Raw genomic sequence first — 21349 nt, forward strand, 5'->3', positions numbered from 1 at the left:
CCATGACGACCATGACACCCGCCGCGCCGGAAACGGACGGGCGCGGCGGGCTGACCGTGGCCGCCGGTGCCGTCGAACGGATCGCCGCGCGGGCGATCACCGAACTCGACGGCATCGGCGGCGCGGCCTCCCGGGTGCTCGGGATCGCGGTCGGCGGTGAAGACCTCGACCAGGGCGCCAAGGTGAGCGCGAACGTCACCGCCACGACGGCCACCTTGGACGTCCGGCTGTCGGTGAAGTACCCGCTTTCGGTCCGCGCCACTACCGAAACCGCACGGGAGCACCTGCTCCACCGCGTCGGCGAGCTCTCGGGCCTGACCGTCACGCGGGTCGACATCACCGTCACGGCCCTGCATTCCGCGGAGACCGAAACGAGGAGGGTCCGATGAAACGGCGCCCCCGCCGCAGCCTCCCGGCCGTGCTGGTCGCCCTCGTGGTGCTGGCAGGCTGTGTCCTGGCCGCCGCCGTCGCGGTCCAGACGATCCTCGGGGAGAAACCGTGGGTCAGCTACGACGCCGTCGCGTCCGCGCTGCACGACACCCGATGGAGTGATCCGCTGCCCGCGATCGCCGGTGGTGTGGTCGCGCTGCTCGGCCTGCTGCTCCTGGTGAGCGCGATCGTCCCGGGCAGGCCGACCGTGCTGCCGCTGGAAGGCGGCACGGACTCCGGTGCCTCACGCCGCAGCTACCGGTCGACGCTGCGCACCGCCGCGTCCACTGTGGATGGTGTTTCGGCGGCGAAGCTGAAGCTCAAACGGCGCGGGATCGTCTCGGTGGTGACCACCGGGCGGACGAACACCGAGGGACTCGCCGACGCCGTCCGCGCCGCCATCGAACACCGTCTCTCCCAGATCGGCCCCGCGACCGTTCCCGCCGTGCGTGTCCGGGTCAAGGCCACCAGGAGCGCGTCATGACCGATCTCAACCGCCCCGCCCGCCTGAACCGCACCCTTCTGGTGCTGACGGGCCTCGTGCTGCTCGCCGGTGGCGTGTTCGCCGTCGGCACCCATTTCGGCAGGATCCCCCTGCTCCAGCCCGGCACCACGCTCGTGCCCGGGACGGCGACACCGCCCGGCTGGGCCTGGTACGCCGTCGCCGGGGGCGCGGTGGTCGTCGGACTGCTGGCGCTGCGCTGGCTCGTCGCGCAGCCCGTCCGCAAACCCAAGACCCACACCTGGCGCTTCGAGCAGGACGAGGGCCGGACCTCGCTGGCCGCGAGCACCGCGGTGGAACCGTTCGCCGCGGAGGTCGCGACCTATCCCGGCGTCCACGCCGCGCACGCCACGCTGGGCGGCACCCAGGACGCGCCGGTGCTGGCCGTGGTGCTGAGCGCCGAACAGGACGGCGATCTGGCCGCCATCCGCGAGCGGATCGCCGAGGAGGGCCTGCCGCGGCTGCGCCAGGCGCTGGACCTCGGCGAGCTCCCGGTGACCATCGAGTTCCGGTTCTCCGCCAAGGCCGGTCCCCGCATCCAGTAGCACCCGTCCGCGACTCCGTCGGCACCGAACACCCCTGTGAGAGGTGTTCGGTGAGGGGAGCTGGGTGCGGTGAACGGTGGCCAAGCGGAACTGGAAGCGGAACTCGACCGGCTGTGCCGCCGGGTCGCCTGTGCCGCGGAAGTCACCATCGACCTGCGAAAACTCCCGGAACTGCGCCGGATCCGCTCCGTGGTCGCCGACCACCTCGGCTTCGGCAGGGGCGAGGACGAACCGCTCGGCGCCTTGCTGCTGGTGGTCGACGAGCTGGTGAGCAACGCCTACCGGCACACGGACGGACCAGGCGAGTTGCGCGTCGTCCGGCAGGTCCGCCGCTTCCTGGTCGAGGTCTCCGACGATGACCCGGGGCTGGATGCCTTGCGCTCCGCCTCCGCCACGGCCCACTTCGGTCTCCGCCTGGTCGGTCAGCTTTCCCTCGATTGGGGTTTCCGGACCGAGCGGACCGGGAAAGCGGTCTGGGCGCTGGTTCCCGCGCAGATGTACTACGAGCGATGAGGAGTACCCGCATGTCCACCGTGACCCGGGCCGCCGACACCGTGCTCGACCGGACCCTGCTCGGCTACAGCAGCGTCGGTCACTTCCTGCGGAGGCGGTGGTGGCCGGCGGACCCGGCACCGGACGCGCTCGCGGGCAAGGTCGCCGTGGTGACCGGCGCGAAGGCGGGCCTGGGCAAGGCGACCGCCATCGGGCTGGCGAAGCTGGGCGCGACGGTGCGGATCGCGGTCCGCGGCGACGGCGACGCCGCCCGCGCCGAGATCGAGCGGGCCGCACCCGGCGCGCGGATCATCGTCGACCAGTGCGACCTCAGCCTGATCTCGTCCGTGCGCGACTACGCCAAGGATCTCGACGGTGAGATCGACGTCCTGATCCACAATGCCGGCCTGATGCCCGCCGAGCGCACGGAAACGGCCGAGGGCAACGAAGTCATGCTGGCCACGCATGTGCTCGGCCCGCACCTCCTCACCGCGTCGCTCCGGCCGAAATTCGCCGACGGCGCCCGGGTGATCTGGGTCAGCTCCGGCGGGATGTACGGCCAGCCCTTGCGCACCGACGACCTCCAGTACCTCCAGGGCGAGTACAAGCCCGCCGCCGGATACGCGCGCACCAAACGGATGCAGGTCGTGCTCGCCGAACTCTGGGCGGACGAACTGGACGGCTCCGCGGTGACCGTGCACGGCGCCCATCCCGGCTGGGCCGACACTCCCGGCGTCGCGACCTCCCTGCCGACGTTCCAAAAGCTGACGCGACCGATCCTGAGGACCCCAGAACAGGGCGCCGACACCTTCGTCTGGCTCGCCGCGGCCGAGGAACCGGGCCGGTACAACGGGATGTTCTGGCACGACCGCGTCCAGCGCCCGACGCACTACCTCGGCAAGACCCGGGAAACCGCCGCGCAGCGCCAGGAACTCTGGCAGGCCTGCGGGCGGCTGACCGGTCTCTAAGCGAGCGGGATCATCGCGACGGCCGGGGTGGACGGCGTCCGCGAACCCCCGGCGGGTTCCGCGGTGATGCCGACCCGGTCGATCCCTCCCGGCAGATCCGCGAGGACCGGACGAGTCCGGTGTGGACCGTCCTGAGCCAGCAATCCGGCAGAGTGCACGCCGCTCGCCCCGATGAGCCAGACCTGATACGCCTTGCCCGGCGCCAACGGCGGGAGATCACCCGCCAGCACGACGACCTTGCCCTGACTCCGCGAGGTCACCACCGTGGTCGTCCCGCGCTCGGCGCCCTTCACCGTCGAAGCGTCAGGCGCGGTGAGCACGGAGTTCACCGAGGCGAGCTGCTGCTGCGCGGGGTCGGCCCCCGGCTCGGTGGTCGTGGTGACCAGGCCGAACACGAGTGCCCCGACGGCGGCCGCCGCGGCACCCCACAGGGCCATCCGCACGGGCGGCTTCTTCGCGGGCTGGGCCCGCCGCACGGCCGCGACCAGCGGAGGCCACTGCCGGGTCTGGGCGATCTGCGTGAGGGTCGCCTCCCGCAGCCTCGGCGGTGGCACGACGGCGAGCGACGCCCCGAGCCTCGCCGCGGTCTCCCGGAGTTCCCGGACCTCCTGGCCGCACGCGGAGCAGCCCCGGAGATGCCGCTTGAACGCCGCGGCCTCCTCCTCCGGGACGGCGTCCACGGCATAGGCCCCGGTCAGTGTGTGCAGTTCCGCCGTCATTGCCCCACCCCCAAGCAGTCGCGCAACCGGATCAGTCCGTCGCGGATGCGGGTCTTCACCGTGCCGGGCGCGGTTTTGAGCACTTCCGCGACTTCCGGGTAGGTGTACCCGTTGTAATAAGCCAGTACGACCGATTCCCGTTGCAGGTCGGTCAGCGCGGACAGGCATTGGCGCACCCGCTGCTGTTCCAGATTGGCGATCGTCGACTCGGCGACCTCGTCGAACGGGCGCCGGAAGTCGAGCCTGCCCGCGCGGTCGTCCCGGTCGAGCGCGGCCTGGTGCGAACGCACCCGGTCCACGGCCCGCCGGTGCGCGATGGTGAGCACCCAGGCCAGCGTGGTCCCCTTGCCCGGTTTGAACCGGGCCGCCGTCCGCCACACCTCCACCAGGACCTCCTGGGTCACTTCCTCGGCGAACGTGGCGTTACGCACGACCCTGTTCACCACTCCCCACACCGGTCCCGCCACGACGTCGTACAGATCGGCGAACGCTTGTTCGTCGCCGGCCGCGACCCGTTGCATCAGGCTCGACTCGGCAGGCTCCGCTCCGGTGCCGCCGTTTTCGCGCAGACTCGTCCGCACACCCTCGACCATCAAGCTGCCTCCACCTCACCCGACGCCCGGTTACGCGGTTTCCATGGCGTCTGGAAGGGATTCGGTGCCGGTGGCTGGGCGGACTGGTCGAGTGGTGGAACCCACCCGAACGGGGCCTAGCGGTCCTGCTGCTCGAGCACGTCGTCCATTGTGGACCGCAGATGCCGAAGGAAGGCCTCGAACCGCTCGATCTCCTCCGCCGGGTACTGCGCCACCAGCGCCGCGAGCCCCGCGCTGAACGGGCCGAAGAACTCCCGCGCGGGCGCCTGGATGTCGGGGCCGCTGCGCAAGGTCACCATCCGCCGGTCGGCGTTCTCCCGGGTCCGCACCACGTAGCCGAGGTTCTCCAGGCGGTTCAGCAGGTTCGTGGTCGCACCGGAGGTCAGCGAGATACGTTCACCGAGGCGGGCCGGGGAAAGCGGCGAGCCGGTGTCTTCGGCGTAGAGGATCTCGACCAGCGCGGCGGCGTCGGTGGCGTGCAGGCCGAGCCAGTCCGCGAAACGCCGGGTGAACTCGGTGTAGTTCGCCCCGAAGCTCCGGAGGCCGTCCAACAACGACGTGACCCGATCCTCCACCGAACCTCCTCGAGTAAGTGCTTTGACAACCTACCGGCCACGAATATACCTTCATGGTGAAGCTGCTTTCTCATGAAGGAGTTGTCTTGCTCCCCGACCCGTTCGCCGCGACGACCCGCGGTATCACCGAGCCCGACCCCGTCCGCCCCGCGCTGCGCGCCGCCGGTCCCCTCGTCGAAGTGGCCGCGCCGTCGGGCGGCAAGGCGTGGATCGTGACCGACGAGAAGCTGGCCCGCGAGGTCCTGTCGGACCCGCGCATCGCGAAAGATCCCGCGCTGGCCCCCGAGAACTGGACCGGGCTCGAACAGACCGCCGCCGAACAGCCGTCCCTGACCACACTGGACGGCCCGGACCACACCGGCCTGCGGCGAGCGCACGCCCCGCTCCTGAGCGCCAAACGGATCCAGGCGCAGTCGGACCGGATCCACCACATCGCGCGGGTCCTGCTGACGGACCTCGGCGGCGGCACCGTCGACCTCATGGACGGCTTCTCCACCCGGTTCCCGCTCACCGTGCTGCTCGATCTGCTCGGTATCCCGCTCCACCTGCTCGACGCCGCCGTCGACGCCTGCCGCCGCATGTCCGATCCCGAGCCGGGCGCGCAGGGCAAGGCCATCGCCGCGATCGCGGACCTCGCCGCCGCGGGACTGACACCGAACCGGACCGGGCTCGCGACGGAACTGCGCGACAACCTCCCGCCCGGGACGTCCGAGAACGACCTGCGGTATCACTTGTTCGGATTGATCTTCGCCGGGCAGCTGACCACCGACGCGTCGATCGGCTTCCTGATCGCGCGGCTCCTCGACGGCGACACCACCCCCGAGGGCCACCTGGTCCGCGAGACCCTCCGGGTGCATCCGCCCGCGCCGTTCACCCTCTGGCGGTTCACCACCACGGAGATCGACCTCGCCGGGATCCGGCTCCCCGCCGGGGCCCCGGTGCTCGTCGACATCCAGGGCATCAACACCGATCCGGCCAGGGAACCGGGCCCGGACCTGACCTTCGGCGCGGGTCCCCATTTCTGCGTCGGCGCCCAGCTCGCGCAGCTCGAACTGCGGGCGGTGGCGACGGTCCTGCGCGCGGACTTCCCCCGGGCCCGGCTCGCCGTGCCCTACGCCGAACTCCGGCAGACGTTCCTCGGCGGCATCCAGGGCACGCGGCTCACCAGCCTGCCGGTGCTCCTACACCCATGAAAACGGGCCGGGGCGCGGAAATCCGCTGCCCCGGCCCGGAAGGGTCCGCTACTTCTTGAACGTGTCGCGGAGCTTGTCCGCGGCGTCGCCGACGGCGTCCTTCACGTTTTCGACGGCGCCCTTGAGACCGGCCTTCGCCTGGTCCGCCTGGCCTTCCGCGCGCAGGTCCTCGTTGCCGGTGGCGTCACCGGCGGTCTCCTTGGCCTTACCGCCGAGCTCTTCGGCCTTGTTGCTGATCTTGTCGCCCAACGACATCGGGTCCTCCTCCGTCCGTGGCGCCCGGATCGTGCGCCGTACAAAGGAAGGACAACCCAAGATCGGGATTCGTCATGCGCACGGACGGGTGATCACGCTCACGTGCCCTTGAGCAGGGAAGCCACCGCGTCGGCGAACGCTTCCGGGGCCTCCTGGGGAACGTTGTGGCCCACCCCCGGGAGGACCCGGTGGTCGTAGGCCCCGGCGAAGTACTCGCGGTCGCCCTCCGCGCCGGGCCCGCCGATGCCGTCGTCCCCGCTTTCCAGCACGACCGACGGCACCGTGATGACCGGTTCCTCCGCGATCAGGTCTTCGAGCGCCTGATACCGCGGATCCCCTTGCGCCAGCCCGAACCGGTGCCGGTACGAGTGGATGACGACGTCGACGAAGTCCGGGTTGTGCAGGCTGGGGGCGCTGGCCGGGAACGCCGCCTCGGCGCCCGTCCAGGTCGGCGACCAGGTGCGCCACAGCAGGGCGCACAACTCGTCGCGGTTCTCCGCCAGCCCGCGGCCACGATGCACGCCGCGCGGCCGCCCCAGTCGTACCCGGCGACGACGGCGTTCTCGAGCTACAGCGCGTCCATGAAGTCGAGCAGATCCTGCGCGAGCGCGGCCTGCTGCCCCGATCGGGGCGTGGCGTCGTCGAGGAACCGCGTCCCGCCGAACCCGCGAAGGTACGGGACGTACACCGAGGCGCCACCGGCCGCGAGGATCGGGGCGACCTCGTCGTAGGCCCGCACGTCGTACGGGAACCCGTGGAGCAGGATCACCCGCGGCGCGCCCGCCTCACCGGTGTGTTCGTACTCGATCTCCAGAACCGGTGTGGTGACACGTTTCGACCCCATCCCCGGATCCTTTCACGAGGATCAGCCGGACCAGCCGCTCAACCGCGACAGAAGCCGCTCCAGGACCTCGGGATCGGCGCCGACGGGCTCACCGGAAACGGGTTCGTCCACCAGGGTCCGGCGATCGCCCCGCCGCGGCAACCGCACCTGTCCGGCGGACAGGCCACCGGGCAGCGGCAGCTCGCACCAGGTGGTCACGCCACCGGTCTCGCCCGGCGCCACCCCGGTCCGCTCGCCCGGCGCGGGCGTCGGCGCGGGAAGGCCGGCCAGCTCGTGGTCGACCTCGATGACCAGCACGTCCGACCGCAGCCGCAATCTCAGCGTCAGGAACGGCGGCTCCTTCGGATCGGCCGCGTCGACGAGCGCGCCCACCAGTCTGGCGGCGGCGGTCTTCGCCTGATCGAGCAACGGCCGCAAGGACCAATCCGACAAGATGAGACGGACGAAGAGCTCGGAGCACAAAACGGCATTCGGTTGTGCCACCAGCCGGAGATCGTCCACCTGGGAGGTGCGCGCGCTCAAACCAAGGCCTTCCTCGTCGACGTGCGAGCGTGCATCATGCCACTCCATCCGGTGACGGTGTCAGGCGCCTCACACAAGCCTTTGGTCCAGTGGAGTGGCATGGCTTTGGTCCTGTTCATCGGACCAAAGGGCGCGCAGAGTGGTCGGCGTGAGCATCGCCTTCCTGATCACCACGCTGGTCGTGGTCGCCACGCCCGGCACCGGCGTGGTCTACACCTTGTCCGCCGGGCTGGCCCGAGGGAGACGGGCGAGCGTCATCGCCGCGACCGCCTGCACCCTGGGGATCATCCCGCACATGGTCGCCGCGATCACCGGCCTCGCGGCACTGCTGCACGCGAGCGCGGTGGCGTTCGAAATCATCAAATACCTCGGTGTGGCCTACCTGCTCTACATGGCGTGGGCGACGCTGCGGGACCGGGAAGCGATCGTCGTCGAAGGCGATCCCGAGCCCAAGTCGGCGCTGCGGACGATCACCTCCGGTGTGCTGATCAACGTCCTGAACCCGAAGCTGACGCTGTTCTTCTTCGCGTTCCTGCCCCAGTTCGTCCCGGCGGGCGAACCCGGTTCCATCCCCCGGATGCTGCTGCTGAGCGGCGTGTTCATGCTGGCGACGTTCGTAGTGTTCAGCCTGTACGGCGTCCTCGCCGCCGGCGTGCGCCACCACGTGATTTCCCGGCCGCGCGTCCTCGCCTGGATGCGGCGGATCTTCGCCGGTTCCTTCGCCGCGCTCGGCGCCAAACTCGCGTTCACCACCCAGTAGACAGGTTTCGTATGCGACTCCAGCACCATCCCGACGTCCACGCCGAGCACCCCGGCCTCGCCGTCGGCACGCTTCTGGCCACCGGTATCACCCCGGAACTGCCCGTCGACCTCGAGAAGTTCCTCGCGCGGGCGACGCGACGGCTCGCGGACGGCCCGGAATCGGAGTTCCCCGAGATCCAGGCCTGGCGCCGGGCGTTCGCCAAGATGGGCCTGAAGCCGACGCAGTACCGCTGCGCGTCGGAGTCCCTGCTGCGCCGGCTGCGGAAAGAGGGCGTGCTCCCCCGGATCCACCCGGTGATCGACCTCTGCAACGCGGTTTCGGTCGCCTACGCCATCCCGGTCGCGGTACTCGACGTCGCGAAGATCAGCGGCTCGCTCGAAGTACGCCACGCGCGGGGCGACGAGAAATACGTGACCTTCGCGGGCACTGTCGAGCATCCGAACCCGGGCGAGGTGATCTTCGCCGACGAAGACGGTCAGGCCCACGCGCGGCGGTGGACGAACCGGCAGAGCGGGCACTCCGCGGTCTCCGCCACGACGTCCGACGTGCTGATCGTTTCGGAGGGGCTGCACGCGACGGCCGCCGAGGACGTCCGGCTGCTGATCGAGGCCATCGCGGGCGAACTCGCGGGGTTCACGAAGCCTTGAGCGCCTTTTCCAGCTTGGCGCGCGTCATCTTCGAGCGTCCCTTGATGTCGCGCTCCCGCGCCAGCTTGTCCAGGTCCGCCTTCGACAACGAGGACAGGTCCTTCTTCTTGGCCTTCCCGCTCTCCACACTCTTCGAAAGCGCCTCGAACAGGTCGACGACCTTCGTCGGCTCACCCGGTTCGGTGGCGGGCGTGATGGTCTTGCCCTTCTTCTTGGCCTTGATCAGCTTCCGCACGCGATCGGTGTAGGTGTCGCGGTACTCCTCGGGCCGCCAGTCGTCGCTCATCGCGTCGATCAGGTTGACGGCCATGTCGAGCTCCTTGCCGCGTGCCTTGGCCTTGGCGGGCAGGTCCGGCAGCTGTTCGGCGGGATCCCGCAGGTCGGCGGCGAAGTGCAGGGTGTTGAGCACCATGACGCCCTCGCCCGACCGGACGAGCGCCAGGTACTCGCGGCCACGCATGACGAACTTCGCGATCCCGGCCCTGCCCGACGAACGCATCGCTTCGAGCAGCAGCGCGTACGGACGTTCGAACTCCTCTTTCGCGGGCGCGAGCCAGTACGTCTTGTCGAAGAACATCGGGTCGATGGCGGCCAGCTCGACGAAGCTCTCGATGTCGAGCGACTTCGACCGGCCGGGGGCGATCTCGTCGAGTTCGTCGGATTCGACGACCACGTACTCGCCGCTGTCGAGCTCGTACCCCTTGACGATGTCGTCGTAGTCGACTTCCTTGCCGGTGCGCTCGTTCACCCGGCGGTACCGGATGCGGTCCTCGGTGCCGCGCTGGAACTGGCGGAAGTGCACCGTGTGGTCCTCGACCGCGCTGTACAGCCGGACCGGGACCGTCACCAGACCGAGCGAAAGCGAACCACTCCAGACCGGGCGCATGGGCGCACTCCTCTCCTCCACCCCGCTGGTACCCGGTTTTACGGCCGATCACACCTGGTCAGAGGCTGAACGCGACACCGCCGGGCTCGCATCGGGCGGACCGTTCGTTCCAGTGCCGCGCTTTGCCGGGAGCTACCGGGGAAAGAAAAAAAGGGGCTACCAGGGCGGTTGGCCACCCCCAGTTCGAAGGCCAACCGCCGCGGAGCCCCTACACGGTTCGGCGCGCTGCCCCGTCGCGCCGATCCCGCCAGCTGATGTCTTCAGCTTTCCAAGGCCCTGCATCGGAATTACATCGGCTCGCCACTGCCTGGTATCCGCGCAGTTCAGGGGCTGCCGGGCGTAGAATCGGACCGGTTTCGAAGCAGGCACACGCCCGCCCGTTAGGCCGAATGCAGCAAGGTGGACCCGCGCTGATCCGGCTGGAGTGGGTTAGGGTGCCGGACACCTGGCGAACGGACTGGGAGGTAGTGCGTGAGCACGCTCACGGTCTCGGACGACATAGTCGCATATGACCGCCGATCGTTTACCTGAATCGGCGGGATCGCCCGAGACGGCCGGCGATCCGAGACACCCCGGCCAGCGATCCCAGCTCGGTTTTTCCGTCCTCGGCCCGCTCGAAGCCGAGGTCGACGGCGTCCCCGTCCGGCTGGGCGGACGCCGTGAACAGCGCCTCCTCGCCTCCCTGCTGATCAACGCGGGCAGGCTGGTCCCGGTGTCGTACCTGATCGGCACGATGTGGCCGGAAAGGCCGCCGAAGACCGCGGTCCGCCAGGTCAGCAACGCGATCGCGCGGCTGCGGCACGATCTCGGCGTGGCGCGGTCCGCCGTGGTCACCACCGGCTCCGCCTACCGTGTCGTGATCAGCAGCGCCTCGCTCGACTCGGCCCGGTTCGAAGCGGACTACCGCCAGGGCGCCGAACTCCTGGCCGCCGGGCTGCTCTCCCAGGCCGCGGCCAAACTCGCGGAAGCGCTCGCGCTCTGGCGGGGCCCGGCCTTCGACGGTCTCGAGGGCGATGCCATCGAGCAGACGGCTCGACGGCTCGACGAAGAACGCCTCGCCGCCTGTGAACTCCTGATCGGTGCCAGGCTCCGGCTCGGCGAGACCGAAGCGGCGGCCCGCGAGGCGTTCGACCTCGCCGCCTGGCATCCCACGCGCGAGACCCTCCAGGTCCTCACCATGCTGGCGCTCTACCGGGCGGGCCGCGGGGCCGACGCGCTCCGCGCGTTCGACCGGACCAGGACCGCGCTCGCCGAGGAACTGGGCGTGGACCCGAGTGCCGAACTGAGCGCGCTCCACCAGCAGATCCTGCGCACCGACGCCGAACTGGTGCAGGACGGCGCGCTCGTCCGGTACGGCGTCGGCGGGCTCCGGGCCGGAATGGACACCGGCGGGCGGCGCGAGGACGCGGACGCGCAGAAGGCGCTGTTCCCCCGCCCCGCACAGCTTCCCGCCGACCTGCCCGCGTTCGGCGGGCGCGCGGCCGAACTGCGGACGGTCCTCGAAATCGGCCAGGACGAATCCTCGGCGGGGCCGAGGCTGATCGCGATCGACGGCATGCCCGGTGTCGGCAAGACAGCGCTGGCCGTCCACGCCGCGCACCGGCTCGCCCCGCTGTTCCCCGACGGGCAGCTCTTTGTGAACCTCGAAGGCTTCTCGCCGGCGGGCGATCCTGTCGACCCGGCGACCGCGCTGGAGGCGCTGCTGCGGTCGCTCGGCATCCAGGGTTCGGACATCCCCGCCGGGACCGGGCAGCGCGCGGCGTTGTTCCGCAGCTGCCTCGCGGGCAAACGCGTGCTCCTGGTGCTGGACAACGCCATCGGGGCCACTCAGGTCGGCCCGCTGTTGCCCGGTTCGGCGAGCTGCTGCGTGCTGATCACCAGCCGGACCCGGCTCGCGGACCTCGACGGCGCCGAACTGCTCTCCCTGGAACCGTTCAGCCGGGCGGACGCGGTGGATCTACTCGGCCGGATCGTCGGGCCGTCCCGGCTGAAGCGGGAATCCCCCGACGCGGCCGACAGGGTCGCGAGCCTGTGCGGTGATCTCCCGCTCGCGCTGGCCGTGACGGCGAGCCGGCTGCGGGCCCGGACGTCCTGGACGCTCGACTTCGTCGCCCGGCAGCTGCGCGACGAACGGAACAGGTTCGGCGAGCTCACCGCCGGGGAACGCGACGTCGCGGGCGCGTTCCGAGTGTCCTATCTGAACTTGTCCGAAGCCGAACGCCGGGTGTTCCGGCGGTTGAGCCATCATCCCGGCGCCGCGTTCGACCTCCATTCGACGGCGGCCTTGGCGGAAGTAGACCTCGGCGAAGCCCGCCGCCTCGCCGAACGCCTCGTCGACGTGAACCTGCTGCGGCAGCCGTCGATGGACCGGTACGAGATGCACGACCTCCTCCGCAGCTACGGCCGGGAACTCCTGCTCGCGGAGGAGCCCGAACACCAGCGTGAAGCGATGATGCGGCGGCTGTTCGACTACTACCGCAGCACCGTCGCGGCCGCGATGGACTTCATCGACCCGGATTCCGAAGAGGAGCCGGGCGGCCTCGAAGTCCCGAAGAGCGAGTTCGGACAGTCCTTCGCGGACTACGACCAGGCCGCGCACTGGATGGACGCCCAGTGGCAGAACGTCCTGCCGGTGGCCGTCGCGATGAACAACCACCAGCACTACTCGGACCTCGTGCCCTTCTGCTCGGCGGTGTGGCGCTACTTCGACAACCGCGGCTATTACCGCCAGGCCAGGGAGCTGGAGACCCTCGCCCTGTCCGCCGCGCGGGTGACCGGGAACGTGGTCCTCGAGTACCAGGCCCTGCACATGTACGCGCTGACCCTGTGGCGGCTCAACGAGTTCACCGAAGCGAACCGGCTGTTCAACGAGGTGTTCGAACTGGCCTCGACCACCGGCGACGTCCGGATGCAGTGCCGGGCGAGGGGCAATTCGGGCGTCACCCACTGGCTCAAGGGCGAGTCGGACGAGGCGATCGAACACCTCGGCTGGGTACGCGAGACCGCCCATGCCCACGGCAGCGTGCTCATCGAAGCCCGCGCCAGGCATCGCATCGGGCTGATCCACACCGAGAACAGGCGATATCCGGAAGCCGCCGCGGAACTCGACCAGGCGCTCAGACTGGCCCACGAGAACGAATCGCCCGATCTCGAGGCGGAATGCTTTCTGGCGCTCGGGATCAATTCGCGCGAACTCGGCGACGCCGCACTCGCGGTCGGCCAGTTCACCACCGCGGTGGAAGTGCTCGAATCGACCGGGAATCGCAGCATGCTCCCCATCGCCCACAAGGAGATGGCGACCGCTTTCGACATTCTCGGTAAGCAGCTGAATGCGGAACGTCATCGCCGGTTCGCTTTGCGGCTGTACACCGATCTCGGCGTTTCGGAGTCCCCCGAGGTGCACGAACTCAAACAGCACTTGGGCGATTACTCGGCGTAATTTGCCACCCCTCTCCGGTACCCTGTTGGCGTAGGCATATTCGCTTGACCGGAGTAACCGCTCACGGAGAGGATTGGGCGCATGCACGATGAGGACGAAGACGAGTTCTTGTACGAGCTTGAAGCCGAGTACAAGGCACAGAGCACCTGGGGCGGGTTCGAGCCGCCGCCGAACGGCGGGCCTCCTTTCCGTTCGCGACACTGAATGACCTGACGTATTCGGAAAGTATTACTGGGGACTGGGGCGCAAGACATTCGATGCTGGTAAGGGTTTCCACTTGCGGAACGCTCTATTGGTCCGATGGTGACGTCGTCTGGGACGACCACCTGGGGCACCGCCAGCTCAAACTCGCCGAAGGAACCGAACGCGTCCTGCGATGGTTCAGTTCTTGGCGAGAACCGGAATCGATCCGCGAAGCGGGCGAAAACCCCGAGACCGGGGAAAGACTCGTCCGAATCGCGCGAGCGATGATCCGGTACGAAGTGCTGGTGGTCAAAGGTTCTTCCCGGCAACAGCGGGAAGAAGAGATCCTTCGGGATTGGGGTCCTTGGGGAACGTCCGCGCGGGCGTTTCACTTCGGCACCCGGTCCTTGCGTGAGACCGAGTTCACGACCAGCGAAATGACCGCGAAAACCTTGCTGGAGAAGGCGAAGGCGAGCCCTCCGCCTTCTCCGGTGAGGCCATCGGGCGAGTACGAAGCGATATCGCTACCCGAGCCGTCGTCGGAACCGCTGAACGCCATCGGGCTCGGCGACGCGCTGAACCAGCGCCGAAGCACCCGCGAGTTCGGCGAAGAACCCTTGCAGCTACGGGACTTGAGCGCGCTCCTCACGGCCGCCCGCCCGACAAGGCCGGAAACGCATCCCGACATCCCGGCCACCGGCAACGTCTTCAAGACGAGCCCGTCGGGCGGAGCGAGACATCCGACAGAGGTGTACGTCTACGCGAGGAACGTCGAGGGCCTGGATCAGGGGATCTACCACTACGACGGATTCCGGCACGGGCTCACCCCGCTGGACGGCAAGATCGACGACGACGAACTCGTCGCGCTCGCCGGCGACCAGCACTGGACCGGGAACGCAGGCGCGCTGCTGATCTACACCAGCGTCATCGAACGGAACCAGTGGAAGTACCCGGTGAGCCGGACCTATCGAGTGCTACTGATGGACGTCGGACATCTCAGCCAGACCGTGTACCTGCTGGCGACCGCACTCGGGCTGAACGTCACGTTCACCGCGGCGCTCCGCGACGAACTGGTCGAGGACCTCCTCGGCTGCGACCCGGCGAACGAACTGGTGCTCGGCATGTCGGTGGTCGGCACCCGCTTGTGAGGCTTGCTCTGTCAGTTGTGCGCCGCGAACGCCAGTCACCACTACGCGCCCCCGCAGGGAAGCCTGAACCCACAATCAGGCCGTGGCCACTTTTCGGTAATGGTGCCGGGTCGGGTCGCCGCTGGAAGGGTGCCTCCACCTAGACCCCAGGCGTAACCGCTCAGTGGCAACGGCTCGGAACAGCGGCGGGCTCACAGGCCAGTCACCACCAAGTGGCCCCGCAGGTAGGCCCGCCCAGGACCAGGCCGTAGCCGTTTTGCGGCAACGGTTCAGAATGGTGGTGGTTCCTCAGCTGGGCGGGGTTCGTGCAGTGGCGGCGGCGCGCTGTCGTAGGACTGCCCGGTAGGTGTGGTGATGGTCAGGGTGCCGTCAGGCGCGAGACGGTAGACCCATCCAGGTTCATCCTTCAGCCGGTGATCACGGCGGCAGAGGTCGATCAGCTCGTCAGCATCGGTGTGGCCCCCGAATTCCCAGGGCACCGAGTGGTCGAGTTCGCAGGCTTGCGCCGGGCGGTGACAGCCCGGTCTTCGGCACTCCCGATCTCGCACCCGAACGAACTCGCCCTGGCCCGCGGTGGGCCGGTACCGATCCCGCCCCAGGTCCAGTACTTGCCCGGACAACGGGTCGGTGATGATCCTGCGCAACACCGTGCCCGCACCGGTCGCTATCTCTCGGGCCAGCGTGGCTGGGATGTGACCGTGCCCGGCCAGCTCGGCCGGATCATCCTTCACTCCCAGATACGTGAACAAATCCATGTACAAGAACACTTCCGCCCGTTCGGCCTTGCCGCCCTGGCCACCCAGCAGGAGATCGAGTGCGACGTCGGCACGGAGCTGGTCGAGGGAGCGGGTCTCGTCGCCGGTCTTCAACGCCCGTGCTTCCCGGTCGATCCGCACATAGGCGGCGGTCACCTTCTCCACCGGGCCGTCTTCGACCTCGATCGATGCCACCCCCGTCTCACCCTGCCTCACGGTGAGACGACGCCCCTCACGGTGCCGCTCCACCCGCCGAGCAGCACCCTCGCGATCCACCGTGATCGCCGCATGACCCGCCGCCTTCCGAATCTGATCCGAATTCTTCCCCGGCAGCCGATCCTCCAACAACGCATCGGCGGCGAGCGCGTTCTCGTCCGATAGCCACGCCGTCGCCGCCGCGACCTTCATCGCCCCGAACCCGCCCAGCTTCCCTTGGTCCATCAACCCCAGAGTCCGGGGCAGACGAGTGGTCAAGGCTTCGGCCGCGGCGACCATCGCACCCGCATGACCGTCCACAACAGACAATGCGAAAGCGACCTCCTGCACCACACTCCGCGCACCATCCCGATGCCGCGACAACTGCGCGATCGCCCGAAACCGCACCGCCTCCAACCGCGCGATATCAGCCGACACAGCCTGCGCCAGAGCGACACACTCCTCGTCACCCAACGTGCGAGGATCAGGAATTTCCTTCAAGGGAGCCATAAAGGCTTCAGTAGTAGCCACCCGACGAACCTACAACCGACCACCGACACTTTCGGAAACCGGAAGCACAAGCAACAAATCCTCAAACCACCCAAGACAAGAACTGCGGCACCGCAACAGAAGCCTCACCCGAAAACTGCTCCCCGCGAGCAACTTCCGAAACCCGCGGCGCCGCCCGGGACGCGGTGATCGCCGAAGCACGGGCACGCACGATCTCCCGTGTCAGCGCCGGATGCACAGAATCGATCACCAGCGCCTCCCATTCGTGCCCGGCCAGCACGAACCAGAACCCGCCGCGCCTCCGCGAGAGCGAGCTCCGGCTCCGCCAGTTCGCGGAAAACCTTGTCCGCCCGACAGCGACGGCGGAATCCGTCGGCCTCTTCAAGCCCGCGCGGAACGAGGATTTCACCCGGTGCGCGCACTTCCGGGCGGCGGTGGCGCGGGCCGGCTGACCCGCGCCACCGTCTTACTCAGCCGAGCAGTGCCCGCATCTCGGTGATCTCGGCCTGCTGACCGTCGATCACCTTCTGCGCCAAGGCTTTGACCTCGGCGTCGCTGCCCTGCTGCAGCGCGGTCTTCGCCATCGCGAGTGCACCCTCGTGATGCTTGACCATCATCTCCAGCCATTGCTTGTCGAAGGCGGCGTCCTTGGCTTTGCCGAGTTTCGCGAGATCGTCGTCGGTCATCATGCCGGACGCGGAGCCGTGCCCGGAGTGCCCGCCCGACGGCGTCACTCCCCAGCCTTTCAGCAATCCGTTCAGCTGCTGGATCTCCGGGTCCTGCGCCTTCTGGATCCTCGCGGCGAGATCGACGACCTTCGCGTTGCGAGTACGTCCGTCGACGAGTTTCGCCATCGCCAGCGCCTGTTCGTGGTGCGGGATCATCCCTTGCGCGAAGGTGACGTCGGCTTGGTTGTGCCCGGCCTACTGGGGGTTCGGCACGTTCATCGTAGACATGGCGTGCCCGCTGGAGGCGGTGTCGGAGCTGGCGCATCCGGTGAGCACGACGAAGGAGGCCAGGGCGGCGAGGGCCGCCCCGACCAGTTTCCTGCTGGTCATGGTTTCTTCCTCAAGTAAGTGTCGGGCAGGGCGAGACGTGCTCGCCTGTCACACCCGCAGCACGCAGAGGAAGGACAATCGCCGGGGAACCGGTCTCCAGCGCGGAGGATCACGACCCTGCGCCGCACCGCCACCCGGCCGCGAACTCCACGTCGCCATGGTCCGTCCATTTCGGACGAGCAGCCAGGTGACGATCAGCAGGACGGCCGCGGCGAGCACCGCGAGACACAGGTGCAGTCCACTGTGTCCACCGTCGTCGTGCGAAGGCGTGTCCTCGCAACACGGATCCGCCATCGCGACGGCGGAATGCCCCGCGCCGTGACCGGTCTCGGCGATGACGTGATGCATGCCGACCAGTCCCAGCGCCACCACGCACAACAACAGCCACCGCAGGGCGGCCGGGTACGAGGACTGGGTCACGACCCCACCGTAGCCGGATTCAGCGCGCCGCCGGCCGGTGGGGTTTCCCCGCCGAATGCAGCGCGGGGATGTCGCGGTCGATGTGGTCGGCGTGGAACAACGCCTGCGCGAGCAGCCCGCGGACGTGGTCGTTGGCCGCCGAGTAGTAGACGAACGTCCCCTCGCGGCGCCCCTTGACCAGTCCGGCGAGCCGCAGTTTCGCGAGATGCTGGCTGACCGCCGTCGGCGCCGCGCCCGCCAGTTCCGCGAGGCAGGCGACCGAGGACTCGCCCTGCAGAAGCGCCCAGAGGACCTTGATCCGAGTCGGATCGGCGAGCAGCCGGAACGTCTCCGCGGCCAGGTGGACCTGCTCCTCGGTGGGCATCTCGAAATCCGGGACCGACTCGTGCATACCCGGAGGATACCCGCTACCCTTCTACCTGCGTATCTGCATGACTGCGCAGGTAGCATGACAACAGGGCGGGGAAATGACCGGGCACGGACACAGTCATGGCCACAAGCCGGGAAAGAGCCGTCTCCGCCATCTGCTGACCCCGCACAGCCACGACAGCGCCGACCGCGTCGACACCGCGCTGGAGACCAGCAAGCGCGGTGTCCGGACGCTGATCTGGTCGTTCGCCGCCCTGTTCGTCACCGCCGTCGCCCAGCTCGCGCTCGTGCTGGTCACCGGTTCGGTGGCGTTGCTCGGCGACACGATCCACAACTTCGCCGACGCGCTGACCGCGGTCCCGCTCGGCATCGCCTTCCTGCTCGGCCGCCGCGCGGCCACCCGTCGCTACACCTACGGGCTCGGACGCGCCGAAGACCTCGCCGGTGTACTCGTCGTCCTGCTCATCGCCGCCTCGGCCGTCCTCGCCGGGTACGAGTCGATCGAGCGGCTGCTCGATCCGCGCCCGGTCCGGCATCTGTGGGTGGTCGCCGCGGCGGGGGTCATCGGCTTCGCGGGCAACGAACTCGTGGCCCGGTACCGGATCACCGTCGGCCGCGAGATCGGGTCCGCCGCGCTGGTCGCCGACGGTCTGCACGCGCGGACGGACGGTTTCACCTCGCTCGCGGTCGTGCTCGGCGCCGTCGGAGTCGGCTTCGGGTTCCCGCTGGCCGACCCGCTCATCGGCCTCGCCATCACGGTCGCGATCCTGTTCGTCCTGCGTGACGCCGCCAAGGAGGTCTTCCGCCGCCTGATGGACGCCGTCGACCCCGCCGACGTCGATCGCGCCGAACGCGCGGCCGCCGAGGTACCCGGCGTACTCGGCACGCGCGACCTGCGGATGCGCTGGATCGGCCACAGCCTGCGCGCGGAACTGGCGGTTTCGGTCGGGGCGGAACTGACCGTCACCGAGGCACATCACCTCGCCCATCTCGTCGAGCGACGACTGCGCCAAGTACTGCCGCGGCTCGCGGAAGCGGTCGTGCACACGGAACCGGCGCACGCTCATGAGATCGTCAGCGGGTGACGCTGTCCGACAACGACATCCGCGCCGTCCGCGCCCGCGCGCAACGGCTCGATTCCCCCGCTGAAGACCTGCTCGCCGTGGCCCGGTCCCTCGCCGCCGTCCAGGCGCAGTCGAGTCCCGCCGCCAGGCTCGCGGTCCGGGCCCGCAGCCGGGGCCTGATCGCGCCGGACGTCGACGCGTCCCGCGAAGTGGCGCGCACCTGGCTGATGCGCAAGACGCTCCACCTGGTCCGGGCGGCGGATCTCCGCTGGCTGAACGGGCTGTTCGGCCCGCGCAACGCCCAGTCGGGCCAGGGACGCCGCACGCAACTGGGCCTCACCGCCGAACTCTGCGAGCGCGCACTGGAACGCCTCCAGGATCTCTTGCGGGGCAAGGCACTCACCCGCCGGGAGATCCTGGACGGCCTGGCGTCCGACGGCATCGCACTCGACGCGAAATCCCAGGCGCCCGCCCACCTCCTGGCGTACGCCGCCAACCGCGGGTTGCTCTGCCGTGGCCAGGACGTCGGATCGGAACCGACGTACGTACTCCTCGACGAGTGGATCACCGAGGACGACACCCCGGACGAACCGCGGACGGAACTCGCCCGCCGGTACCTGACCGCGTACGGCATCGCGACGGCCGAGGACTTCGGCGCCTGGTCCGGGTTCCCGCTCGGGCTCTGCCGCGAGGCTTTCGACGCGCTGGATCTCGTACCCGCCGGGAGCGGCTTCGCCCTCGCGGAGACCGAGCTGACCGCTCCCCCGTGTCCCCCGCGCCTGCTCGGCGCCTTCGACACGTATCTGCTGGGCTACCGCGACCGCGATCTGCTTCTCGACCCGGCCGAAGCGAAGCGCGTCAACTCCGGCGGCGGGATGATCGCGCCCACCGTGCTCGTCGACGGCCGGATCGCCGGAACCTGGCACACCAAACGGACCGCGAAGCAGACGAAGGTCGTCATCGAACCCTTCGCCGCGCTTTCGCGATCCGCCATCACCGGGTTGGAGTCCGAAGTGGACGATTACGGCCGCTTCCTCGGGGAAGCGGCCGTAATCGTCATTTGAGCGACCGGAAGAACTCCCGCACGTCCGCGACCAGGATCTCGGGCTCCTCCAGCGCCGCGAAGTGCCCGCCGCGATCGACGTCGGTCCACCGCACGATCGTGTGCGCGTCCTCCGAGTACCGCCGGATCCCGACGTCGTGCGCGAAGATCAGCGCCGCCGTCGGCACCCCGGAGTTCTTCTCGACGGCTCCCCAGGTTTCCGCCTGCGCGTACCCGACGTACGCGGACGACGCGGCCGTGCCGGTGAGCCAGGTGAACATGACGTTGGTCAGCAACCGGTCCCTGCCGATGATCTCCTCCGGCAGCGTCGGGCGCGGATGGGTCCACTCGCGGAACTTGTCCATGATCCAGGCCAGCTGCGCGACCGGGGAATCGATCAGCCCGTAGCCCAAGGTCTGCGGACGCGTCGACTGGATCGAGATGTACCCGAACTCCTCCTGCATAAAAGCGCCGATCCGCCCGAGGCGATCGCGTTCGATGTCGGTGAGCGAGGCGAGTTCCTCCTCCGGCAACGACATCGGGGGCATCGGGCTGAGTCCGCCGTTGACGTGCACTCCGATCACCTTGTCCGGCGCCACCCGGCCCACCTCCGGCGAGACGGAAGCGCCGAGGTCGCCACCCTGGACGCCGTAGCGTTCGTAGCCGAGCCTGCGCATCAGCTCGGCCCAGGCCCGGCCGATCCGCGGCATGGTCCAGCCGGAATCCGAGACGGGGCCCGAGAAACCGAAGCCGGGCAGCGACGGGATCACGAGGTGGAACGCGTCCCCGCTCTCGCCACCGTGCGCCTTCGGGTCGGTGAGCGGGCCGATGACGTCGAGGAATTCCACCACCGACCCCGGCCAGCCGTGCGTGAGGATCAGCGGTGTCGCGTCGGCTTCGGGCGAGCGGACGTGCAGGAAGTGGATGTTCTGCCCGTCGATCTCTGTCGTGAACTGCGGGAACCGGTTGATCTCGCGTTCCGCGGCGCGCCAGTCGTAGCCGTCGCGCCAGTACTCGGCGAGTCCGCGCAACCAGGACACCGGCACCCCGGTGTCCCAGCCGTCGCCGGGGAGCGGAGCCGGCCAGCGCGTGCTGTCGAGCTTCGCGCGCAGGTCGTCCAGCTGCTCCTGGGGGACGTCGAGGCGGAACGGGCGGATCTCGGTGTTTTCCATGACTCCTACGCTAGAGAGCATTGCGGACAGCTTCTGTCCTCGATCGAAAAGGGTTCACGGA

At 69.1% G+C, this 21349-nt stretch carries 24 protein-coding genes and 2 pseudogenes; 13 read left to right on the forward strand and 13 right to left on the reverse strand.

All coding sequences use genetic code 11. The features are described from left to right. Nucleotides 1-2 precede the first annotated feature (2 nt). The 5 genes from ACLJPX_RS10020 to ACLJPX_RS10040 all read left to right on the forward strand — a co-directional run bounded on the left by ACLJPX_RS10020 (nt 3) and on the right by ACLJPX_RS10040 (nt 2936). Entirely contained in the window at nt 3-389 is a 387-nt protein-coding gene (locus ACLJPX_RS10020) for an Asp23/Gls24 family envelope stress response protein (protein WP_410599827.1), read from the forward strand. Then, nucleotides 386-913 (forward strand): DUF6286 domain-containing protein, encoded by a 528-nt coding sequence (locus tag ACLJPX_RS10025; RefSeq protein ID WP_410599828.1) that lies wholly within the window; start codon nt 386-388, stop codon nt 911-913. The genes ACLJPX_RS10020 and ACLJPX_RS10025 overlap by 4 nt, the downstream gene beginning before the upstream one ends. After that, nucleotides 910-1476: an alkaline shock response membrane anchor protein AmaP gene (locus tag ACLJPX_RS10030; RefSeq protein ID WP_410599829.1), complete on the forward strand. Its 567-nt coding sequence runs from the start codon at nt 910-912 to the stop codon at nt 1474-1476. The genes ACLJPX_RS10025 and ACLJPX_RS10030 overlap by 4 nt, the downstream gene beginning before the upstream one ends. A gap of 69 nt (nt 1477-1545) precedes the next feature. Further along, nucleotides 1546-1989: an ATP-binding protein gene (locus ACLJPX_RS10035; RefSeq protein ID WP_410599830.1), complete on the forward strand. Its 444-nt coding sequence runs from the start codon at nt 1546-1548 to the stop codon at nt 1987-1989. Nucleotides 1990-2000: 11 nt separating this feature from the next. Continuing rightward, nucleotides 2001-2936, forward strand: coding sequence for an SDR family NAD(P)-dependent oxidoreductase (locus ACLJPX_RS10040; protein WP_410599831.1), 936 nt, complete (start codon nt 2001-2003; stop codon nt 2934-2936). Here ACLJPX_RS10040 and ACLJPX_RS10045 read toward each other — a convergent pair. From ACLJPX_RS10045 to ACLJPX_RS10055, 3 genes are all read right to left on the reverse strand, one after another. Next, nucleotides 2933-3655, reverse strand: coding sequence for an anti-sigma factor domain-containing protein (locus ACLJPX_RS10045; protein WP_410599832.1), 723 nt, complete (start codon nt 3653-3655; stop codon nt 2933-2935). The two genes, ACLJPX_RS10040 and ACLJPX_RS10045, sit on opposite strands and share 4 nt — an antisense overlap. Next, nucleotides 3652-4248, reverse strand: a complete 597-nt coding sequence (sigK, locus tag ACLJPX_RS10050; protein WP_101609326.1) for an ECF RNA polymerase sigma factor SigK — start codon at nt 4246-4248, stop codon at nt 3652-3654. Before sigK ends, ACLJPX_RS10045 begins: the two co-directional genes overlap by 4 nt. A gap of 116 nt (nt 4249-4364) precedes the next feature. After that, entirely contained in the window at nt 4365-4823 is a 459-nt protein-coding gene (locus tag ACLJPX_RS10055) for a MarR family winged helix-turn-helix transcriptional regulator (protein ID WP_410599833.1), read from the reverse strand. An 86-nt stretch (nt 4824-4909) separates the two neighbouring features. Here ACLJPX_RS10055 and ACLJPX_RS10060 point away from each other — a divergent pair, with 86 nt between their 5' ends. Next, on the forward strand, nt 4910-6016 hold the full coding sequence (locus ACLJPX_RS10060) for a cytochrome P450 (protein ID WP_410599834.1): 1107 nt from the start codon (nt 4910-4912) through the stop codon (nt 6014-6016). A 48-nt stretch (nt 6017-6064) separates the two neighbouring features. Here the strand turns inward: ACLJPX_RS10060 and ACLJPX_RS10065 are convergent, their stop codons facing one another. From ACLJPX_RS10065 to ACLJPX_RS10075, 3 genes and pseudogenes are all read right to left on the reverse strand, one after another. Beyond that, nucleotides 6065-6271, reverse strand: a complete 207-nt coding sequence (locus ACLJPX_RS10065) for a CsbD family protein (RefSeq protein ID WP_101609329.1) — start codon at nt 6269-6271, stop codon at nt 6065-6067. 98 nt (nt 6272-6369) lie between these two features. Next, nucleotides 6370-7115 (reverse strand): annotated as a pseudogene (locus ACLJPX_RS10070) (alpha/beta fold hydrolase). Nucleotides 7116-7136: 21 nt separating this feature from the next. Next, nucleotides 7137-7637 (reverse strand): ATP-binding protein, encoded by a 501-nt coding sequence (locus tag ACLJPX_RS10075; protein WP_410600038.1) that lies wholly within the window; start codon nt 7635-7637, stop codon nt 7137-7139. A gap of 148 nt (nt 7638-7785) precedes the next feature. Here ACLJPX_RS10075 and ACLJPX_RS10080 point away from each other — a divergent pair, with 148 nt between their 5' ends. Then, nucleotides 7786-8397, forward strand: a complete 612-nt coding sequence (locus ACLJPX_RS10080; protein WP_410599835.1) for a LysE family translocator — start codon at nt 7786-7788, stop codon at nt 8395-8397. Nucleotides 8398-8408: 11 nt separating this feature from the next. Further along, the gene (locus ACLJPX_RS10085; protein WP_410599836.1) at nt 8409-9047 is read left to right on the forward strand and encodes a B3/4 domain-containing protein; all 639 of its coding nucleotides are present in this window, start codon (nt 8409-8411) and stop codon (nt 9045-9047) included. Here ACLJPX_RS10085 and ACLJPX_RS10090 read toward each other — a convergent pair. Further along, on the reverse strand, nt 9034-9933 hold the full coding sequence (locus ACLJPX_RS10090) for a Ku protein (protein WP_410599837.1): 900 nt from the start codon (nt 9931-9933) through the stop codon (nt 9034-9036). The two genes, ACLJPX_RS10085 and ACLJPX_RS10090, sit on opposite strands and share 14 nt — an antisense overlap. 508 nt (nt 9934-10441) lie before the next feature. Between ACLJPX_RS10090 and ACLJPX_RS10095 the strand changes: the two genes are divergently transcribed. The 3 genes from ACLJPX_RS10095 to ACLJPX_RS10105 all read left to right on the forward strand — a co-directional run bounded on the left by ACLJPX_RS10095 (nt 10442) and on the right by ACLJPX_RS10105 (nt 14703). Continuing rightward, complete coding sequence (locus ACLJPX_RS10095; protein ID WP_410599838.1) at nt 10442-13372, forward strand: AfsR/SARP family transcriptional regulator; 2931 nt, start codon at nt 10442-10444, stop codon at nt 13370-13372. Between the two features lie 81 nt (nt 13373-13453). After that, on the forward strand, nt 13454-13576 hold the full coding sequence (locus tag ACLJPX_RS10100) for a hypothetical protein (protein ID WP_410599839.1): 123 nt from the start codon (nt 13454-13456) through the stop codon (nt 13574-13576). Nucleotides 13577-13629: 53 nt separating this feature from the next. Then, a complete protein-coding gene (locus tag ACLJPX_RS10105) occupies nt 13630-14703 on the forward strand; it encodes a SagB/ThcOx family dehydrogenase (RefSeq protein ID WP_410599840.1) in 1074 nt (357 codons plus the stop codon). 269 nt (nt 14704-14972) lie between these two features. Here the strand turns inward: ACLJPX_RS10105 and ACLJPX_RS10110 are convergent, their stop codons facing one another. The 5 genes and pseudogenes from ACLJPX_RS10110 to ACLJPX_RS10130 form a co-directional block, all read right to left on the reverse strand. Further along, the gene (locus tag ACLJPX_RS10110) at nt 14973-16163 is read right to left on the reverse strand and encodes a DUF222 domain-containing protein (protein ID WP_410600039.1); all 1191 of its coding nucleotides are present in this window, start codon (nt 16161-16163) and stop codon (nt 14973-14975) included. Between the two features lie 82 nt (nt 16164-16245). Next, a complete protein-coding gene (locus tag ACLJPX_RS10115; protein WP_410599841.1) occupies nt 16246-16443 on the reverse strand; it encodes a hypothetical protein in 198 nt (65 codons plus the stop codon). Between the two features lie 190 nt (nt 16444-16633). Continuing rightward, nucleotides 16634-17221: pseudogene (locus ACLJPX_RS10120) on the reverse strand (DUF305 domain-containing protein). A 48-nt stretch (nt 17222-17269) separates the two neighbouring features. After that, complete coding sequence (locus ACLJPX_RS10125) at nt 17270-17641, reverse strand: DUF6153 family protein (RefSeq protein ID WP_410599842.1); 372 nt, start codon at nt 17639-17641, stop codon at nt 17270-17272. A gap of 19 nt (nt 17642-17660) precedes the next feature. After that, a complete protein-coding gene (locus ACLJPX_RS10130; RefSeq protein WP_007030039.1) occupies nt 17661-18032 on the reverse strand; it encodes an ArsR/SmtB family transcription factor in 372 nt (123 codons plus the stop codon). Between the two features lie 76 nt (nt 18033-18108). Between ACLJPX_RS10130 and ACLJPX_RS10135 the strand changes: the two genes are divergently transcribed. Continuing rightward, on the forward strand, nt 18109-19095 hold the full coding sequence (locus ACLJPX_RS10135; protein ID WP_410599843.1) for a cation diffusion facilitator family transporter: 987 nt from the start codon (nt 18109-18111) through the stop codon (nt 19093-19095). Beyond that, entirely contained in the window at nt 19092-20138 is a 1047-nt protein-coding gene (locus ACLJPX_RS10140; protein WP_410599844.1) for a winged helix DNA-binding domain-containing protein, read from the forward strand. Before ACLJPX_RS10135 ends, ACLJPX_RS10140 begins: the two co-directional genes overlap by 4 nt. Here ACLJPX_RS10140 and ACLJPX_RS10145 read toward each other — a convergent pair. Then, entirely contained in the window at nt 20131-21288 is a 1158-nt protein-coding gene (locus tag ACLJPX_RS10145; protein WP_410599845.1) for an epoxide hydrolase family protein, read from the reverse strand. The two genes, ACLJPX_RS10140 and ACLJPX_RS10145, sit on opposite strands and share 8 nt — an antisense overlap. Nucleotides 21289-21349: the final 61 nt, after the last annotated feature.

The organism is Amycolatopsis sp. lyj-90, assembly GCF_046549035.1.
In the GTDB taxonomy this organism is placed as follows: domain Bacteria; phylum Actinomycetota; class Actinomycetes; order Mycobacteriales; family Pseudonocardiaceae; genus Amycolatopsis.

Bases quoted from the DNA above. Each gene is read 5' to 3' on its own strand.
- ACLJPX_RS10145 (WP_410599845.1), bottom strand. From the start codon at position 21,288: ATGGAAAACACCGAGATCCGCCCGTTCCGCCTCGACGTCCCCCAGGAG.
- ACLJPX_RS10045 (WP_410599832.1), bottom strand. From the start codon at position 3,655: ATGACGGCGGAACTGCACACACTGACCGGGGCCTATGCCGTGGACGCC.
- ACLJPX_RS10030 (WP_410599829.1), top strand. From the start codon at position 910: ATGACCGATCTCAACCGCCCCGCCCGCCTGAACCGCACCCTTCTGGTG.
- sigK (WP_101609326.1), bottom strand. From the start codon at position 4,248: ATGGTCGAGGGTGTGCGGACGAGTCTGCGCGAAAACGGCGGCACCGGA.
- ACLJPX_RS10095 (WP_410599838.1), top strand. From the start codon at position 10,442: ATGACCGCCGATCGTTTACCTGAATCGGCGGGATCGCCCGAGACGGCC.
- ACLJPX_RS10135 (WP_410599843.1), top strand. From the start codon at position 18,109: ATGACCGGGCACGGACACAGTCATGGCCACAAGCCGGGAAAGAGCCGT.
- ACLJPX_RS10100 (WP_410599839.1), top strand. From the start codon at position 13,454: ATGCACGATGAGGACGAAGACGAGTTCTTGTACGAGCTTGAAGCCGAG.
- ACLJPX_RS10090 (WP_410599837.1), bottom strand. From the start codon at position 9,933: ATGCGCCCGGTCTGGAGTGGTTCGCTTTCGCTCGGTCTGGTGACGGTC.
- ACLJPX_RS10025 (WP_410599828.1), top strand. From the start codon at position 386: ATGAAACGGCGCCCCCGCCGCAGCCTCCCGGCCGTGCTGGTCGCCCTC.
- ACLJPX_RS10085 (WP_410599836.1), top strand. From the start codon at position 8,409: ATGCGACTCCAGCACCATCCCGACGTCCACGCCGAGCACCCCGGCCTC.
- ACLJPX_RS10065 (WP_101609329.1), bottom strand. From the start codon at position 6,271: ATGTCGTTGGGCGACAAGATCAGCAACAAGGCCGAAGAGCTCGGCGGT.
- ACLJPX_RS10020 (WP_410599827.1), top strand. From the start codon at position 3: ATGACGACCATGACACCCGCCGCGCCGGAAACGGACGGGCGCGGCGGG.
- ACLJPX_RS10105 (WP_410599840.1), top strand. From the start codon at position 13,630: ATGCTGGTAAGGGTTTCCACTTGCGGAACGCTCTATTGGTCCGATGGT.
- ACLJPX_RS10130 (WP_007030039.1), bottom strand. From the start codon at position 18,032: ATGCACGAGTCGGTCCCGGATTTCGAGATGCCCACCGAGGAGCAGGTC.
- ACLJPX_RS10040 (WP_410599831.1), top strand. From the start codon at position 2,001: ATGTCCACCGTGACCCGGGCCGCCGACACCGTGCTCGACCGGACCCTG.
- ACLJPX_RS10110 (WP_410600039.1), bottom strand. From the start codon at position 16,163: ATGGCTCCCTTGAAGGAAATTCCTGATCCTCGCACGTTGGGTGACGAG.